Source organism: Corynebacterium sp. KPL2861, from assembly GCF_040225475.1.
In the GTDB taxonomy this organism is placed as follows: Bacteria; Actinomycetota; Actinomycetes; order Mycobacteriales; family Mycobacteriaceae; genus Corynebacterium.
In genome coordinates this window covers 13363-32035 of the sequence record NZ_JBEHFW010000009.1, presented here as the reverse complement: position 1 = coordinate 32035, position 18673 = coordinate 13363, and the positions used below count along the sequence as shown (strand labels likewise).

General features: G+C 59.2%; 12 protein-coding genes. All 12 read left to right on the top strand.

Annotated elements, in window-relative coordinates; all coding sequences use genetic code 11:
• Window positions 1-94 precede the first annotated feature (94 nt).
• Window positions 95-445 (top strand): HigA family addiction module antitoxin, encoded by a 351-nt coding sequence (locus ABRP84_RS08380; protein WP_349853316.1) that lies wholly within the window; start codon window positions 95-97, stop codon window positions 443-445.
• Window positions 446-521: 76 nt separating this feature from the next.
• Entirely contained in the window at window positions 522-1535 is a 1014-nt protein-coding gene (gene pgfA, locus ABRP84_RS08375) for a cell envelope lipid trafficking protein PgfA (protein ID WP_349853315.1), read from the top strand.
• A gap of 375 nt (window positions 1536-1910) precedes the next feature.
• Window positions 1911-5405, top strand: coding sequence for a DNA-directed RNA polymerase subunit beta (gene rpoB / locus ABRP84_RS08370; protein WP_005276870.1), 3495 nt, complete (start codon window positions 1911-1913; stop codon window positions 5403-5405).
• 132 nt (window positions 5406-5537) lie between these two features.
• Window positions 5538-9533, top strand: a complete 3996-nt coding sequence (locus tag ABRP84_RS08365) for a DNA-directed RNA polymerase subunit beta' (protein ID WP_349853313.1) — start codon at window positions 5538-5540, stop codon at window positions 9531-9533.
• 362 nt (window positions 9534-9895) lie between these two features.
• Window positions 9896-10510 carry an ECF transporter S component gene (locus tag ABRP84_RS08360; protein ID WP_023025165.1) on the top strand — a complete coding sequence of 205 codons (615 nt, stop codon included), beginning with the start codon at window positions 9896-9898 and terminating at the stop codon, window positions 10508-10510.
• A 13-nt stretch (window positions 10511-10523) separates the two neighbouring features.
• A complete protein-coding gene (locus tag ABRP84_RS08355) occupies window positions 10524-11951 on the top strand; it encodes an ABC transporter ATP-binding protein (protein ID WP_349853311.1) in 1428 nt (475 codons plus the stop codon).
• Entirely contained in the window at window positions 11944-12714 is a 771-nt protein-coding gene (locus ABRP84_RS08350; protein ID WP_349853309.1) for an energy-coupling factor transporter transmembrane component T family protein, read from the top strand. The genes ABRP84_RS08355 and ABRP84_RS08350 overlap by 8 nt, the downstream gene beginning before the upstream one ends.
• Before the next feature lie 26 nt (window positions 12715-12740).
• Entirely contained in the window at window positions 12741-13292 is a 552-nt protein-coding gene (locus ABRP84_RS08345) for a nucleoside/nucleotide kinase family protein (protein WP_349853307.1), read from the top strand.
• Window positions 13293-13555: 263 nt separating this feature from the next.
• Window positions 13556-13927, top strand: a complete 372-nt coding sequence (rpsL, locus tag ABRP84_RS08340) for a 30S ribosomal protein S12 (protein ID WP_005276879.1) — start codon at window positions 13556-13558, stop codon at window positions 13925-13927.
• A 6-nt stretch (window positions 13928-13933) separates the two neighbouring features.
• On the top strand, window positions 13934-14401 hold the full coding sequence (rpsG, locus tag ABRP84_RS08335) for a 30S ribosomal protein S7 (protein ID WP_023025169.1): 468 nt from the start codon (window positions 13934-13936) through the stop codon (window positions 14399-14401).
• A gap of 319 nt (window positions 14402-14720) precedes the next feature.
• Window positions 14721-16850, top strand: a complete 2130-nt coding sequence (fusA, locus tag ABRP84_RS08330) for an elongation factor G (protein WP_023016729.1) — start codon at window positions 14721-14723, stop codon at window positions 16848-16850.
• Window positions 16851-17239: 389 nt separating this feature from the next.
• Window positions 17240-18430, top strand: coding sequence for an elongation factor Tu (gene tuf / locus ABRP84_RS08325; RefSeq protein WP_023025170.1), 1191 nt, complete (start codon window positions 17240-17242; stop codon window positions 18428-18430).
• Window positions 18431-18673 lie beyond the last annotated feature (243 nt).

Below are 18673 nucleotides of genomic sequence, written 5' to 3'. Positions count from 1 at the left end.
CTCTTACCGCGCTATACGCGGTGGGAGATGGGGGTTTCTCCCGTTTTAGCGGTCGCCGCGATAGACTGTGGTTTCACTATATGAAACTATCGGCTTGAAAATTGAGGAGGGCGAAGCGTTGATGGGTTCCTCTCAGGACTTAGTGGCTTCTTCGGGCAATGTGCCCGTGCCGCACCCAGGTGAGGTATTAAGCGAAGAGTTCTTGGCGCCTTTAGGCATTACTCAATATCGCTTGGCGCAGGACGTTTTTAGTAGCAAGTCCCAGATTTCGAAGCTTGTCCGAGGGCGAATTGGATTGAGCGCGGATATGGCTTTGCGTCTTTCGGCGTATTTTGGCAATTCCGGCGAATTCTGGTTGGGATTGCAAGAAGAATATGACCTTTGGTGTGCTCGGCGCACGACGGATACGAGCGGTATTATCCCGTGGAATAAGCACACGGCGTAGGAATCTTTGGCTTAGTCCGCTCGAGCCCGCCTGTAGAAACTAGGATCTGGGAGTTAGCGCTGTAGAATTAGCCCCCATGCTGCCCAAGTCCCGCATCTTTTCCGTCCTTTTACTAGGTCTCGGCGTAGCGCTGGTGGCCGCCGGAATAGCGGCGCCGGCGTTTTTGGATTTCTCACCGCGGTTGCCGTTGGAACTCAAGAAAACCACGTGGACACTCAAGGATGACTCCGCGGATTCCCAGCTTGTGAACAAGGATGGAACGTCGCCCTATTCTGGGCCGATGACCTATCAGATTAACGCGGGCATCCAAGAGCCTTCGGATGAAGATACCGCGACGCTGCGCATAGGGGAGACGCGCCTGCGCGGCGATGGCCAAGGACTCGATGATTTAAGCCAGGCACAGGTCTGGACCTATCCCATTGACCGCCTGAGCGGTGAGGCAGAGGCAGAGGCCAGCCTGAGCCACACGTTGGCCAGCCCCGAAGATCAGGTGGCCATCGATGGCTACTGGCTGAAATTCCCGGCGGATGCGGAGAAAACGAATTACCCGGTCTTTGACCCCACCCTGCGCAAGGCGGTGGACGCGGTCTTTGAAGAAGAGACTGAAATAGATGGCCGCACGGTGTATCGCTATCACCAGGAAATCGAGCCAACGAACGTAGCGCAACTTTATGCCGCCGATGGCAATACCACCTCTTTTCCCAAGGAAGATGGGGGCCAGGAACCTGGTTATTTGATGCACTCGGGCAGTCGAGACTTCTACGTCGACCAAGCCACGGGCCTAGTGGTGGGCATGGATATGGATATCGATGACTACTACGCGGACCGCGAGGGGGTAGGGCGCGAGCGAGCCTTTGTCTTTAATGGTGCTACCTCAGAGGAGAGCCGTGCGGCACTCATCGCGGAAGCGAAATCGTTCCCACGCAACCACGTGGCGGAGCTTGCGCGCTGGGCCGCCCTAGGCATCGGCATCGTACTTACCTTTATTGGGGTAATTGGGGCGCTTGGAATATGGGACCGTAAAAACAAGCATGTTCGCCGGCGGGGCAAGAAGAACAAAGCCAAAGTTAATAGCGAAAATGCCAGCTAAAGGCCTTAAGCGCGGTTCGGGTTGCGGTGGAATGACTTTTTAGTGGTACGGTGCTTGTGGTTGCCCCGATAGATACGGCGCAACATTTCCGCCGCGTTGGCGCAGCGGCGAGCGAGAGCTTGCCCCCTAGCGCGGAAAGAAAAAGCCTTAAGAGTGGTGTGTCTTTACATACCTGAGTTTTTCCTATACACTAATTCGTTGCGCTGGAATCTGGATCTTCGGTGCACATTTAGCCTTTCGGGTTGGTGATGGCAAAACCGACTTGACAAGGTGATTTTGTGCATTCTGAACCCAGACACTCCACAGCAGACCGAATGCTAAAATTACCAGCGGTTTTGCTGCTCGTCGGCCAGGGCGAGTAGCAATCCGCGTGAGGTGCTGGAAGGACCCATCTTGGCAGTCTCCCGCCAGACCAAGTCAGTGGCCAATATCCCCGGAGCCCCGAAGCGATACTCGTTTGCAAAGATTAGCGAGCCTATCGCCCTGCCGGGCCTCCTTGACGTACAACTCGATTCCTTTGCTTGGCTCGTCGGCTCGCCGGAATGGCGCGAGCGTGAGCAGGCTGAGCGCGGCGATAACGCACGCGTGACGAGTGGCCTTGAGGATATCCTCGAAGAGCTCTCGCCGATTCAGGACTACTCGGGCAATATGTCCCTGTCCTTGTCGGAGCCTCGCTTTGAGCCGGTGAAAAACACCGTCGACGAGTGTAAAGAAAAGGACATCAACTACTCCGCGCCGCTGTACGTGACCGCAGAGTTCATTAATAACGACACCCAAGAGATTAAGTCGCAGACCGTCTTCATCGGTGACTTCCCGATCATGACGGATATGGGTACCTTCATCGTGAACGGTACCGAGCGCGTCATCGTCTCCCAGCTGGTGCGTTCCCCGGGCGTGTACTTCGATCGTTCCATCGATAAGTCCACCGAACGCCCGCTGCACTCCGTGAAGATTATTCCTTCCCGCGGTGCTTGGCTGGAGTTCGACGTGGACAAGCGCGACACCGTCGGCGTGCGCATTGACCGCAAGCGCCGCCAGCCGGTGACCGTCCTGTTGAAGGCCCTGGGCTGGACCGAGGAGCAGATCAGGGAGCGCTTCAGCTTCTCTGAGCTCATGATGTCCACCCTGGAATCTGACGGTGTTTCCAATACCGATGAAGCGCTGCTGGAGATCTACCGTAAGCAGCGCCCGGGCGAGCAGCCTACCCGTGAGCTGGCGCAGTCCCTGTTGGATAATTCCTTCTTCCGCGCTAAGCGCTATGACCTTGCCAAGGTCGGCCGCTACAAGGCCAACCGCAAGCTGGGCCTTGGCGGCGACCACGACGGTCTGATGACCCTGACTGAAGAAGACATCGCCGTCACCCTGGAGTACCTGGTACGCCTGCACGTTGGCGAGCGTGAGATGAAGGCACCAAACGGTGAGATGATCTCGCTGAACACCGACGACATCGACCACTTTGGTAACCGTCGTCTGCGCACCGTGGGTGAGCTCATCCAGAACCAGGTCCGCGTGGGCCTGTCCCGCATGGAGCGCGTCGTGCGCGAGCGCATGACCACCCAGGACGCAGAGTCCATCACTCCGACGTCCCTGATTAACGTGCGTCCGGTTTCCGCTGCTATCCGCGAGTTCTTTGGTACCTCGCAGCTCTCGCAGTTCATGGACCACAACAACTCCCTGTCCGGACTGACCCACAAGCGCCGCCTGTCCGCGCTGGGCCCAGGCGGTTTGTCCCGTGAGCGCGCTGGCATTGAGGTGCGAGACGTGCACGCTTCGCACTACGGCCGCATGTGCCCGATTGAGACCCCTGAGGGTCCGAACATTGGCCTGATTGGTGCGCTGGCGTCCTACGCCCGCGTGAACCCCTTCGGTTTCATCGAGACCCCGTACCGCAAGGTCGTTGACGGCAAGGTTACGGATCAGGTTGAGTACCTCACCGCTGATGAGGAGGACCGCTTCGCCATTGCTCAGGCTGAGGTCGAGCAGGACGAGGAAGGCCGTCTGATCGGTGAGCGCATCGAGGTCCGCCTGAAGGAGGGCGACATCGGAGTGACCGATGCCTCCGGTGTGGACTACGTTGACGTTTCCCCACGCCAGATGGTCTCCGTTGGTACCGCGATGATTCCGTTCTTGGAGCACGACGATGCTAACCGTGCCTTGATGGGTGCGAACATGCAGAAGCAGGCCGTCCCGCTGGTTCGTTCTGAGGCCCCACTGGTGGGTACCGGTATGGAGCAGCGCGCCGCATATGACGCTGGCGACGTGGTCATCACGCCAAAGGCCGGTGTGGTGGAAAACGTCACCGCTGACGTCATCACCATCATGGACGATGAGGGCCAGCGCGATACCTACATCCTGCGCAAGTTCGAGCGCACCAACCAGGGCACCAACTACAACCAGACCCCGCTGGTGTCCATGGGTCAGCGCGTAGAGGCCGGCCAGGTTTTGGCCGATGGCCCAGGTACCCACAACGGTGAGATGTCGCTTGGCCGTAACCTGCTGGTTGCGTTTATGCCGTGGGAAGGCCACAACTACGAGGACGCCATCATCCTCAACCAGCGCATCGTGGAAGAGGACATCCTGACCTCCGTCCACATCGAGGAGCACGAGATCGATGCTCGTGACACCAAGCTGGGCGCCGAGGAAATCACCCGCGAGATTCCAAACGTCTCCGAGGACGTCTTGAGCGACCTCGATGAGCGCGGCATCATCCGCATCGGTGCTGACGTTCGCGCCGGCGATATCCTGGTGGGTAAGGTCACCCCGAAGGGTGAGACCGAGCTGACTCCGGAAGAGCGCCTGCTGCGCGCCATCTTCGGTGAGAAGGCCCGCGAGGTGCGCGATACCTCGATGAAGGTTCCGCACGGTGAGGTGGGCAAGGTCATTGGCGTTGCTCGCTTCTCCCGCGATGATGATGACGACCTGGCACCTGGCGTCAACGAGATGATCCGCGTCTACGTTGCGCAAAAGCGCAAGATCCAGGACGGCGATAAGATGGCCGGCCGCCACGGCAACAAGGGTGTTGTGGGCAAGATTCTGCCGCCAGAGGATATGCCGTTCATGGAGGACGGTACCCCGGTGGACATCCTGCTGAACACCCACGGTGTGCCGCGTCGTATGAACATCGGTCAGGTGCTTGAGCTGCACTTGGGTTGGTTGGCTCACGCTGGTTGGAAGGTCGACACTGAGGATCCGGCTAACGCCGAGCTGCTCAAGACCTTGCCGGAAGAGCTTTACGATGTCCCAGCGGACTCCCTGACCGCCACCCCGGTCTTCGATGGTGCTACCAACCACGAGATCGAGCGCCTGTTGGCATCGTCCCGCCCGAACCGCGACGGCGACGTCTTGGTCAACGAGCACGGCAAGGCCACGCTTTTCGATGGCCGCTCGGGCGAGCCGTACAAGTACCCCATCTCCGTGGGCTACATGTACATGCTCAAGCTGCACCACTTGGTCGATGAGAAGATCCATGCCCGCTCCACTGGTCCTTACTCCATGATTACCCAGCAGCCACTGGGTGGTAAGGCTCAGTTCGGTGGCCAGCGCTTCGGCGAGATGGAGGTGTGGGCAATGCAGGCTTATGGCGCTGCCTACACCCTGCAGGAGCTGTTGACCATCAAGTCCGATGACGTGGTAGGCCGCGTGAAGGTCTACGAGGCCATCGTGAAGGGCGACAACATTCCAGATCCGGGCATCCCTGAGTCCTTCAAGGTGTTGCTCAAGGAGCTGCAGTCCCTGTGCCTGAACGTGGAGGTTCTTTCCACCGACGGCACCCCGATGGAGCTGTCTGGCTCTGATGACGATGACATGGATAGCCCATCGCTTGGCATTAACTTGTCCCGCGATGAAGGTTCTTCCGCTGACATCGCCTAAATAGATTCTCGGTCCACCGCGGAATGTACGGTTCCGGTGTTTACCACCGGGACCGCCGCGGGCGGGCAATAAAGATTAATTCATTAAAAGCCATCAATTCCTCATAAAACGAGGATGAAAGGGAGACATTACGTGTTTGACGTAAATCTCTTCGACGAGCTCCGCATCGGTCTGGCCACTGCTGACGATATCCGTCGCTGGTCTAAGGGCGAGGTTAAAAAGCCCGAGACCATTAACTACCGCACGCTGAAGCCGGAAAAGGACGGCCTGTTCTGCGAGCGCATTTTCGGACCTACCCGTGACTGGGAGTGTGCTTGCGGTAAGTACAAGCGCGTCCGTTACAAGGGCATCATCTGTGAGCGCTGCGGCGTTGAGGTCACCAAGTCCAAGGTGCGCCGTGAGCGCATGGGCCACATCGAACTGGCCGCTCCGGTAACCCACATCTGGTACTTCAAGGGCGTTCCTTCCCGCTTGGGTTACTTGCTGGACCTGGCTCCGAAGGACCTTGAGCGCATCATTTACTTCGCTGCCAACATCATCACCTCCGTTGATGAAGAGGCTCGCCACAACGATCAGTCCACTCTGGAAGCAGAAATGTTGCTGGAGAAGAAGGACGTTGAGGACGATACCGAGTCCGAGATCGCAGAGCGCGCTTCCAAGCTCGAGTCCGACTTGGCGGAGCTGGAGGCAGCCGGTGCGCGTGCCGATGCCCGCAAGAAGGTACAAAACGCTGCCGATAAGGAAATGCAGCACATCCGCGAGCGCGGCGAGCGCGAAGTCGCACGCCTGGATGAAATCTGGAACACCTTCCTGAAGCTTGCTCCGAAGCAGATGGTCATCGATGAGACCATCTACGAAGAGCTGGTTGACCGCTACGAGGATTACTTCACCGGTGGCATGGGTGCAGAAGCCATCCAGACCTTGGTACGCAACTTCGACCTCGAGGCAGAGGCCGAGGAGCTGCGTGAGATCATCAACAATGGCAAGGGCCAGAAGAAGATGCGCGCGCTTAAGCGCCTCAAGGTTGTTGCCGCATTCCTGAACTCCGGCAATGACCCGGCAGGCATGGTGCTGGACGCTATTCCGGTTATCCCGCCTGAGCTGCGCCCGATGGTGCAGCTGGACGGTGGCCGTTTCGCCACCTCGGACCTGAATGATCTGTACCGCCGTGTTATCAACCGCAATAACCGCCTTAAGCGCATGATCGACCTGGGCGCTCCAGAGATCATCGTGAATAACGAGAAGCGCATGCTGCAGGAGTCTGTGGACGCGCTCTTCGATAACGGCCGCCGTGGCCGTCCGGTTACCGGCCCGGGCAACCGCCCGTTGAAGTCCCTGTCTGACTTGCTCAAGGGCAAGCAGGGACGTTTCCGCCAGAACCTGCTGGGTAAGCGCGTTGACTACTCCGGTCGTTCCGTTATTATCGTCGGCCCGCAGCTGAAGCTGCACGAGTGTGGTTTGCCGAAGCTGATGGCGCTGGAGCTGTTCAAGCCTTTCGTTATGAAGCGATTGGTCGAAAACGACTACGCCCAGAACATCAAGTCCGCGAAGCGCATGGTGGAGCGCCAGCGCCCAGAGGTGTGGGACGTGCTGGAGCAGGCCATTTCTGAGCATCCAGTGATGCTCAACCGTGCGCCTACGCTGCACCGCCTGGGTATCCAGGCCTTCGAGCCGAAGTTGGTTGAGGGTAAGGCTATTCAGTTGCACCCGCTGGCCTGTGAGGCCTTCAACGCCGACTTCGACGGTGACCAGATGGCAGTTCACCTGCCACTGTCCGCAGAGGCTCAGGCAGAGGCTCGTGTGCTGATGCTGGCTTCCAATAACATTCTGTCCCCGGCATCCGGTAAGCCACTGGCTATGCCGCGCCTGGATATGGTGACCGGCCTGTACTACCTCACCATGGACAAGGCAGAGGACGAGATTGGTGGCAATGGCCGCTACCGCGAGGCTGGCGAGGAGTACCCGGCAACTGGCGTGTACTCCTCCTACGCCGAGGCCCTCATGGCCTACGACCGCGGCACGGTTGGCCTGCAGGCACCTATCAAGGTGCGCATCGATCACCTGCGCCCACCAGAGGACATCGAGGCAGAGCTCTTCCCCGATGGCTGGTCCAAGGGCCAGGCATGGTTGGGCTACACCACCATCGGCCGCATCATGTTCAACGAGCTGCTGCCGTGGAACTACCCGTACCTTGAGGGCATCATGGTCCGCAAGGGCGGCGGCACGGACGGCAAGGTGCTCATTGGTGACGTGGTCAATGACTTGGCCACCAAGTACCCAATGATCACCGTGGCCCAGGTTCTGGACAACATGAAGGACGCTGGCTTCTACTGGGCAACCCGTTCCGGTGTGACCATTACGATGTCTGACGTGCTGGTGCTGCCGAATAAGACCGAGATCCTTGAGTCTTATGAGAAGGAAGCAGAGCGCATCGAGCGTAAGTACTGGGAGCAGGGTGCTCTGACGGAGCGCGAGCGTTATGACCGCCTGGTTGAGCTGTGGAAGGACGCGACCGACACCGTTGGTGAGGCCGTCGAGAACATCTACCCGGATTACAACCCGATTCCAATGATTGTGAAGTCGGGTGCTGCCGGTAACATGCGTCAGATCTGGACGCTGGCCGGTATGAAGGGCATGGTTGTGAACTCGCACGGTGATTACATCACCCGTCCGATTAAGACCTCCTTCCGCGAAGGCCTGTCCGTGCTGGAGTACTTCAACAACTCCCACGGTTCCCGTAAGGGTCTGGCCGATACCGCGCTGCGTACCGCTGACTCCGGTTACCTTACCCGTCGTCTGGTGGACGTCGCCCAGGATGTCATCGTCCGTGAAGAGGACTGTGGCACCCGCCAGGGCGTGCGCGTTCCTATCGGCGAGGTCTCCGGCGACAAGGTCGTCCTCTCCGAGCTGTGGGAGACCTCCGCTTCCGGTCGCGTGCTTGCCACCGACGTCAAGGACGAGAACGGCGAGGTCGTCGCAGAGGCCGGTGCAGACCTGACCGAGGAGCTCACGCAGAAGCTTCTCGATGCCAAGGTCACCGACGTCAAGGTCCGCTCCGTGCTGACCTGCCAGACCCCGGCCGGTGTCTGTGCGAAGTGCTACGGCAAGTCCATGGCATCCGGCCAGTTGGTCGACATCGGCGAGGCCGTCGGCATCGTGGCCGCACAGTCCATTGGTGAGCCTGGTACCCAGCTGACCATGCGTACCTTCCACCAGGGTGGTGTCGGTGGCGACATTACCGGTGGTCTGCCGCGTGTGCAGGAGCTCTTCGAGGCCCGTAACCCGAAGAACCGCGCACCGATTGCCTCCGTTGACGGCACCGTGTCCCTGTCCGATGAGGGCAACTTCTGGACCATGACCATCACCCCGGATGACGGTTCTGATGACGTGGTCTACGAGAAGCTCTCCAAGCGCCAGGGCCTGGCCCAGGTGCGTCGCCCGATGGAGTCCAACCCGGATGCGATGATCGAGCGTTCCTTGAAGGACGGCGACCACGTTGAGACCGGTGACCGCTTGATGCGTGGTGCGGCTGACCCGCACGACGTGCTCGAGGTCCTGGGTCGTCGCGGCGTGGAGCAGCACCTCATCAACGAGGTGCAGGCCGTGTACCGCACCCAGGGTGTGGCCATCCACGACAAGCACATTGAGATCATCATCCGCCAGATGCTGCGCCGCGGTACCGTCATCGACGCCGGTACCACGGAGCTGCTGCCGGGTAACCTGATCGACCTTTCTGAGGCCAAGCAGATGAACGCTGCTCAGGTCGCAGAAGGCGGCGAGCCGGCTCAGCTGCGCTCGGAGATCATGGGTATTACCAAGGCGTCCTTGGCTACCGAGTCCTGGCTATCCGCCGCTTCGTTCCAGGAGACCACGCGTGTGCTTACCGATGCCGCTATTAACAAGCGCTCCGATAAGCTCATCGGCCTCAAGGAGAACGTCATCATCGGTAAGCTGATCCCGGCCGGTACCGGTATCTCCCGTTACCGCAATATCTCCGTCAAGCCGACCGAGGCTGCGCGCAACGCCGCATACTCGATTCCGACTTACGGCGATTCCATCTACGGTGACGATGGCTTCGGTGAATTCACCGGCGCCTCCGTCCCGCTGGATGAGGACTTCACCTTCTAAGTCCTAGGCGCTCGTGCCCCTCGGCACCGCGTCCAGTCAGAGCCCCCGCTTCCGTGTTAAACGGTAACGGGGGCTCTTGCCGTTGGAGTCTGTTGGCGCGGTTGAGCACGCCAATTCGGCCGCCGAATTGGTTGTGGGGACCCGTATGCGTGCCTGCTAGTATGAGTAAAGCCTGTGCCCAGATAAGTAAAATGTGGGCCTTGGGCTATTTGATTTAAACCATTACACGGGAGCTTTCAGAATCTGTGGGCCCGTGGGGCGCACAGGCCGCACCGGCACAGAAATGAAGGCTGAGATACTGCGATATGACGCGGTGAACCGTTGAACCTGATCCGGGTAATTCCGGCGAGAGGGAGAAAATAATGACTGCTAATACTACTGGGGCCGCAGCACCAAAGCGCAGCTTGGACTGGCGCGTGGTGGACATCGTGGTGGCATCAGTCTTGGGTGTTGCCTGTGGTTTCGTGTTCTTGGGCTGGAATGCCGTGGGCTATGCCTGGTACGAGGCCATGGATGCTCTTACGCCGGGTCTTGGTGGCTTGGCCACCGGCATCTGGCTGCTGGGCGGCATCCTGGGTGGCTTGGTTATCCGTAAGCCGGGTGCGGCGGTGTACGTGGAGGTCCTTGCCGCGACGGTATCGGCCGTCTTGGGTTCACAGTGGGGCATTAGCACCCTGTACTCGGGCCTGGCGCAGGGTATTGGTGTGGAGATCATTCTCGCCATCTTCATGTACCGCCAGTTCAACCTTGGGGTGACCATCCTGGCCGGTATGGCAGCAGGCTGGGGCGCCTTTGTCCTAGAGCTGTTTACCTCCGGTAACCTCGCGAAGTCCTTCGAGTTCAATATGATCTACTTGGTCACGTTGACCATTTCCGGTGCTATCTTGGCCGGAGCCCTGGGCTTTTATGTGGTGAAGGCATTGGCAAAGACCGGTGCCCTTGACCGCTTTGCAGTAGGCCGCGAACAGCGCGCTTAGGGCTTAGACCGCTGTGACTGATTTTTCACGCTTAGCAGGAAACGCCACAAAAATTGCGGCCCGCGGCTACGGCTGGACCCACGCTGGGCGCTCCCAACCGGCGCTGCAGGACATAGACCTCGTCATCGAACCCGGTGAGAAAGTCTTGCTGTGCGGGGATTCCGGTTCCGGAAAGTCGACGCTATTGGCGGCGATGGCAGGTGTCTTGGGTTCCGATGAGGAAGGCACGCGCACCGGCGAGATTACCTTGGAGGATTCTGCGGGCACGGTCGAAGAGCCGGGTCGGACCATTCCGGTGGGGTTGGTTCTGCAGGATCCGGATTCGCAGGTCATCTCCGCGCGCGTGGGCGACGATATCGCCTTTGGCTGCGAGAACCTGGCATATCCGCGCGAGGAGATCTGGCGCAGGGTGCAACAGGCTCAGGAGCTGGTTGGCCCCTACGTGGACCTGGATTTTCCTACCGAGCACCTCTCCGGCGGGCAGAAGCAACGCCTGGCGCTTGCCGGGGTCATCGCCATGGGCGCGGGCGTGGTCCTATTGGACGAGCCCACCGCCAACCTGGATCCGGAAGGGGCGCAGGACGTGGTGCGGGCCGTCGGCAAGCTGGTGAAGCACACGGGTGCCACTTTGGTGGTGGTCGAGCATCAGCATGCGGCGTGGGAAAGCGTGCTGGACCGCGCAGTAGAGCTGAAGGATGGGCGCATTATCTCTGATGCCCCCTTTGCTGACGTCGCCCGCAAGCGCCAGGTCACCGGTCTCCCGCAGGCGCGGTCACGGGCAAGCGATGCCCTCGATGAGTCCAACGCGGCGCTGTGGAGCAAGGATTTGGTAACCCGCTATGGGCCGCCGCGATCCATCTCCCTGCCGGCGGGGGCCTCGACCGTCATTACCGGGCGCAATGGCGTGGGAAAATCCACGTGGCTGATGACGATGGCGGGGCTACTTCCGGCCGAGTCCGGGGAAATCGGGGTCGCTGACTTCATCCGCCGCGGTGTGAAGGGCCCTCCTTCCCGGTGGAAATCCCGCGAATTGGCGGACCGCATTGGCTTCGTCTTCCAAAATCCCGAACACCAATTTGTCTCCCGCAGCGTGGACGAGGAATTGCGGGTCGCGCCCAAGGTCATGCGCGTCGATCCCCCAGAGAAACGCATCGCCCAGTTGGTGGAATCGCTGCGCTTGGGGCACTTGCTCAAGGCCAATCCGTTTACGCTATCCGGCGGCGAAAAGCGCCGGCTTTCGGTAGCAACGGCTCTGGTGACCGCGCCGGAGGTGCTGCTATTGGACGAGCCGACCTTTGGCCAGGATCCCGGCACCTTCGTGGAATTGGTGGGCTTGTTGCGCCAATTGGCCGATGAAGGCACGACGATTGCGTCCATTACCCATGACCCGCTGTTCATGGCGTCCTTGGGCGATTACCAGGTGGAGGTGCGCGGTGCCTAATCTCTTGCGCAACGTCAACCCGCTAACCCGTATCTTCTTGATGTTCGTCTGGGTTACGCCGCTGCTTGCCTCCATCGACTGGGTTTCGGCGGCGATATCGCTAAGCCTGACACTCATCTTGGCGCCGTTATGTGGCGTCTCCTGGGTGCGCTTGTGGAAGGCCGGTTGGTTCTTATTCCTTATCGCCCCGCTATCGGGGATTTCCATGCTGCTCTATGGCGCGCCCGGGGGAGAGGAGTACTTCAGCTGGTGGCTGATTACGGTGACGGAAAATTCGCTCACCTTGGCCATTGCGATCACGCTGCGTGTGCTTGCGGTCGCACTACCAACGGTGGTGCTCGCACGCGATATCGATCCCACCGAGCTTGGCGATGCCCTCTCGCAGATCCTCCGCCTTCCCTCCCGCTTCGTTATCGGCGCCGTGGCCGGCGTGCGGATGATGACGCTCCTGAAATCCGATTGGCAATCGCTCGGCATGGCGCGCAGGGCCCGCGGGCTCACGGATGAAGGGCGCTTCAAGCACTTGCTTACGATGTCCTTTGGTCTGTTGGTCATTGCCCTGCGCCGCGGCGGCAAGCTTGCGACCGCGATGGAAGCACGCGGTTTCGGGCGCACCCCACCCGGAGGAGGGGAGCGGACCTGGGCCCGAGAATCCAGGCTGCACGCCCACGATGGGTGGGTGATGGTCTGCGGCCTCGCCCTTGCTTGTGTACCGGTGGTAACTTCGGTACTTACTGGGGCCTGGAGATTCTTTGGCCTTTAATCCGCGAAAGCAGTGATTCAAGCACTATGGACATTGATGCCGAACAAGAGCGCCTCTTGGAGGACATCGTTAAGCTAGCAGCCTCGCGAAAGCGTGCGTTTAAACCCGTCACGGTGCTTATCGATGGTCCCTCGGGCTCCGGCAAAACCTGGACCTCCGCCGCCTTGGCAGATCGTACCAATTGGCGGGTGGTTCACCTTGATGAATTCTATCCCGGCTGGCATGGCCTGGAAAAGGGCTCCGAGATGGTGGGCGAACAGGTCTTGCGCACCATGAATCCCGGCTATTGGCGCTGGGATTGGGAAGCCAACTGCCCCGGTGACTGGGCCAGCCTCGATGTGCGCGATGATCTCATCGTCGAGGGCGTTGGCTCCGTCACCGCTGACAACATTGCGGCCGCGAAAAAGCGCGGCGCGGTGGTGACCGTGTGCATCGATGGCCCCCGCGAGCAGCGCTATGAGCGCGCGATTGCGCGCGAGCCGGCCTATGAGAAGTGGTTTACCACCTGGGAAGAGCAGGAGAAATCCTACTTTTCCGACAAGGCTGCAGAGCCAGACCTGACGTGGGAGTGGGAGTAACCCTTCCGCGCAGCCGGCAGGATGGCCTAGCTGTTTTGTGTTCGTAGCGCTGGCTTTGCTAGTCTTATCTCTAGTTCACTATGTACCGCGCACCCTGTGTGAATATGGCGCGCAAAGAACATGGTGAAAAGTCTGATCCTTAACAAGGCACCCGCCTTGGGAAGAGTTCTGGACATGCGGCAGCGCCCCGGGAAAGAGCGCCTATTTTTGCATGTTTGGTTCCCTTCTTAAGAAGTGGTGCAATTCGACAGAAAGACTGTTTAATGCCAACTATTCAACAGCTGGTCCGCAAGGGCCGCCAGACCAAGCGCAAAGAGGTCTCTACCGCTGCGCTGAAGGGTTCCCCGCAGCGTCGTGGCGTGTGCACCCGCGTGTACACCACCACCCCGAAGAAGCCGAACTCCGCTCTTCGTAAGGTTGCCCGTGTGCGCCTTACCAGCGGTATCGAGGTTTCGGCCTACATCCCAGGTGAGGGCCACAACCTGCAGGAGCACTCCATGGTCCTCGTTCGCGGCGGCCGTGTGAAGGACCTTCCAGGTGTTCGTTACAAGATCATCCGCGGCTCCCTGGATGCCCAGGGCGTCAAGGACCGTAAGCAGGCTCGTTCCCGTTACGGCGCAAAGAAGGGACAGTAATAAACAATGCGTAAGAATGCTGCTCCGAAGCGTCCTGTAGTAAAGGACCCGGTATACAACTCCGAGCAGGTAACCATGCTCGTCAACAAGATTCTCCAGGATGGCAAGAAGTCCACCGCAGAGCGCATCGTCTACGGCGCGCTTGAGGCTTGCCGTGAGAAGACCGGCACCGACCCGGTTGGCACCCTGGAAAAGGCCCTGGGCAACATCCGCCCGGACCTCGAGGTTCGCTCCCGCCGTGTGGGTGGCGCTACCTACCAGGTGCCGGTTGAGGTCCGCCCAGACCGTGCCAACACCCTGGCACTGCGCTGGATGGTGACCTTCACCCGCCAGCGTCGCGAGAACTCCATGATCGAGCGTCTCTCCAACGAGATCCTGGATGCCTCCAACGGCCTCGGTGCTTCCGTGAAGCGCCGTGAGGATACCCACAAGATGGCTGAGGCTAACCGCGCCTTCGCTCACTACCGCTGGTAATTTTTAAGCACCTTCATCAATGGCCTAAGCAACGAGAAACGAGTTTCGCGCTGATTTCCGGGTTTCCCGGCGGCGAATTAAAACTTCATATCTCTTGCTTAGGCCATTTTGGTGGCGCGTGGTGTGATTTAGTCCAGCACAGCTGGCCCAGTCCAGCGCATTCGCTTTGTGTCCAGTACACTGAAGCGATGGAAGTCTAGGAGCCGCTGGGCACCTAGCACGGCCACACAATGGCAAACTTTTCAAGAACTTATCCATGCAGGCGTCTTAGCCAGGTTTCTGGTCACGGCGTCGACGACTATTAAGTTGGGGTATAAACGTGGCACAAGAAGTGCTCAAGGATCTGAACAAGGTCCGCAACATTGGCATCATGGCCCACATCGATGCTGGTAAGACGACCACCACCGAGCGTATTCTCTTCTACACCGGTATCAACCGTAAGGTGGGCGAGACGCACGACGGTGCATCCACCACTGACTGGATGGCACAGGAAAAGGAACGCGGCATCACCATTACCTCGGCTGCCGTGACCTGTTTCTGGAACAACAACCAGATCAACATCATTGACACCCCGGGTCACGTTGACTTCACCGTTGAGGTTGAGCGCTCCCTGCGCGTCCTCGATGGCGCCGTCGCCGTCTTCGACGGTAAGGAAGGTGTGGAGCCGCAGTCCGAGCAGGTGTGGCGCCAGGCTGCCAAGTATGACGTTCCGCGCATTTGCTTCGTCAACAAGATGGACAAGCTGGGCGCAGACTTCTACTACACCGTTGACACCATCGTTGAGCGCTTGGGTGCTAAGCCGCTCGTTATGCAGCTGCCTATCGGCGCTGAGGATGACTTCGACGGCGTTGTTGACCTGCTGAACATGCAGGCCATCACCTGGCGCGGCAAGGTCGAGACCGGTGCTGAGCCAACCTACGAGGAGATCCCTGAGGACCTCAAGGAAAAGGCTGAGCAGTACCGCGAGCAGCTGGTTGAGGCCGTTGCAGAGTCTGACGAAGAACTCATGGAGAAGTACTTCGGCGGCGAAGAGCTCTCCATTGACGAGCTGAAGGCCGGTATCCGCAAGCTGACCATCAACTCTGAGATTTACCCGGTCTACTGTGGTACCGCTTACCGCAACAAGGGTGTCCAGCCGCTGCTGGATGCTGTTGTGGACTTCCTGCCTAACCCGCTCGACGTGGGCGAGGTTATCGGCCACGCTGTGGGCGATGAGGACCAGCAGCTTACCCGTAAGCCTTCCGTTGAGTCTTCCTTCTCCGCACTGTCCTTCAAGATTGCAGCTCACCCATTCTTCGGTCAGCTCAACTTCGTGCGCGTTTACTCCGGCCAGGTCACCCCTGGTACCGAGGTCATGAACTCCACCAAGGGCAAGAAGGAGCGCATCGGTAAGCTCTTCCAGATGCACGCCAACAAGGAGAACCCGGTGGAGCAGGCTGACGCCGGCAACATCTACGCCGTTGTTGGTCTGAAGGAAACCACCACCGGTGACACCCTGTGTGACAAGAATGACCAGATCATTCTTGAGTCCATGGACTTCCCGGACCCGGTTATCAAGGTCTCCATCGAGCCGAAGACCAAGGCCGACCAGGAGAAGCTGGGTAACGCCATCCAGAAGCTCGCTGCCGAGGACCCAACCTTCACCGTTGAGTTGGACGATGAGACCGGCCAAACCGTTATCGGCGGTATGGGCGAGCTCCACCTCGACGTTCTTGTTGACCGCATGAAGCGCGAGTTCAAGGTCGAGGCGAACATCGGTAACCCACAGGTTGCTTACCGCGAGACCATTCGCCGCAAGGTGGAGTCCATCGACTACACCCACAAGAAGCAGACCGGTGGTTCCGGCCAGTTCGCAAAGGTTATCTGCACCATCGAGCCGTACAACCCGGACCCAGAGACCTTGGAAGAGGGCGAGTCTGCAACCTACGCCTTCGAGAACGCCGTGACCGGTGGCCGCGTGCCGAAGGAATACATCCCTTCCGTCGATGCTGGTATCCAGGATGCAATGCAGTACGGCTACCTGGCTGGCTTCCCGATGGTCAACATCAAGGCAACGCTGGAAGACGGCGCTTACCACGACGTTGACTCCTCCGAGATGGCTTTCAAGCTGGCCGGCTCCCAGGTATTCAAGGAAGCTATGGCCAAGGCAAAGCCGGTTCTGCTGGAGCCAATGATGGCCGTTGAGGTTGTTACCCCTGAGGAGTACATGGGCACCGTTAACGGTGATATCTCCTCCCGTCGTGGCCAGGTCTTCGCCATGGAAGACCGTTCCGGCGCCAAGGTTGTCAAGGCTAAGGTTCCGCTGTCTGAAATGTTCGGCTACATCGGTGACCTGCGTTCTTCCACCGCAGGCCGCGCTAACTTCACCATGGTCTTCGACTCCTACGCTGAGGTTCCTTCCTCCGTGGCACAGGAGATCATCGAAGAGCGCACCGGCGGCGCTAACTAATAACGACGCCCCGCCCATTAAGCGGTGGCTAAGGGCTGGTAGTCTCTGCCAGTAGATGCCAGCCTCACCGCTAAATGCGGCAACTGGGCCGGGTAGCGGCGGGCTGAGTTTGCAGCTAAAACCATTGGTTGTGAATTGAGCCGGCCGTTACCCTCCCAGGATCCTTTATTTGAGACTCTTGTTGAGGGAAATGGCCGCGAAAATACGCGGGGTTACCTCCTATAATGGCGGTTTGAAAAAACCGCGGGATAAATCTAGGATCGTGTAACTGGCACGTAAAGAAAGCGTCATTAGCGCTTTGTCCCAGACAATGGGTCAGGTGCCAATGACAACTGTCAACCACGTGGCTGCGAAGGTCGTAGCCACCATATAGTCCAGGAGGACATACAGTGGCAAAGGAGAAGTTCGAGCGTACGAAGCCGCATGTGAACATCGGCACCATCGGACACGTCGACCACGGCAAGACCACCACCACCGCAGCGATCACCAAGGTTCTGGCTGACCAGTACCCTGAGGAGAACCAGGCATTCGCGTTCGACATGATCGACAAGGCTCCTGAGGAGAAGGAGCGCGGTATTACCATTAACATCTCCCACGTGGAGTACTCCACCCCGAAGCGTCACTACGCACACGTTGACGCCCCGGGCCACGCCGACTACATCAAGAACATGATTACCGGCGCAGCTCAGATGGACGGCGCTATCTTGGTTGTTGCTGCAACCGATGGCCCGATGCCGCAGACCCGCGAGCACGTTCTGCTTGCTCGCCAGGTTGGCGTTCCTTACATCCTCGTTGCACTGAACAAGTGCGACATGGTTGACGATGAGGAAATCATCGAGCTCGTGGAGATGGAAATCTCCGAGCTGCTCGCAGAGCAGGACTACGATGAGGAAGCTCCTATCGTTCACATCTCCGCTCTGAAGGCACTCGAGGGTGACGAGAAGTGGGTGCAGTCCATCGTTGACCTGATGGAGGCCTGCGATAACTCCATCCCAGACCCGGAACGCGCTACCGACCAGCCGTTCCTGATGCCTATCGAGGACATCTTCACCATTACCGGCCGCGGCACCGTTGTTACCGGCCGTGTTGAGCGCGGTCGTCTGAACGTCAACGAGGACGTTGAGATCATCGGTATCCAGGAGAAGTCCCAGAACACCACCGTTACCGGTATCGAGATGTTCCGCAAGATGATGGACTACACCGAGGCTGGCGACAACTGTGGTCTGCTTTTGCGTGGTACCAAGCGTGAGGACGTTGAGCGTGGCCAGGTTGTTATCAAGCCTGGCGCTTACACTCCTCACACCAAGTTCGAGGGTTCCGTCTACGTCCTGAAGAAGGACGAGGGCGGCCGCCACACCCCGTTCATGAACAACTACCGTCCTCAGTTCTACTTCCGCACCACCGACGTTACCGGTGTTGTGAACCTGCCTGAGGGCACCGAGATGGTTATGCCTGGCGACAACGTTGAGATGTCCGTTGAGCTCATCCAGCCTGTTGCTATGGACGAGGGCCTGCGCTTCGCTATCCGCGAGGGTTCCCGCACCGTCGGCGCTGGCCGCGTTACCAAGGTTCTCGACTAATCGAGGCTTCGTAACCGCTCAGTAGAGCTTTAAGAGTCCGCTGCACCGCATGTCGGTGTGGCGGACTTTTTTGATCCCTAGACGCGTTCCCCGCGCGGTGTCAGCCGGCACTCGAGCGGGTGGGTGCTGTAGCTCGAAGCTGGTTGGACCATTTACAACTTGCATTATGCCTTTAAGCCTTCGTCGGTGGCGAGAATGCTGTGCAGGAGACGAGCGAGGTGATAGTTCCAGATCCGGCTCGGT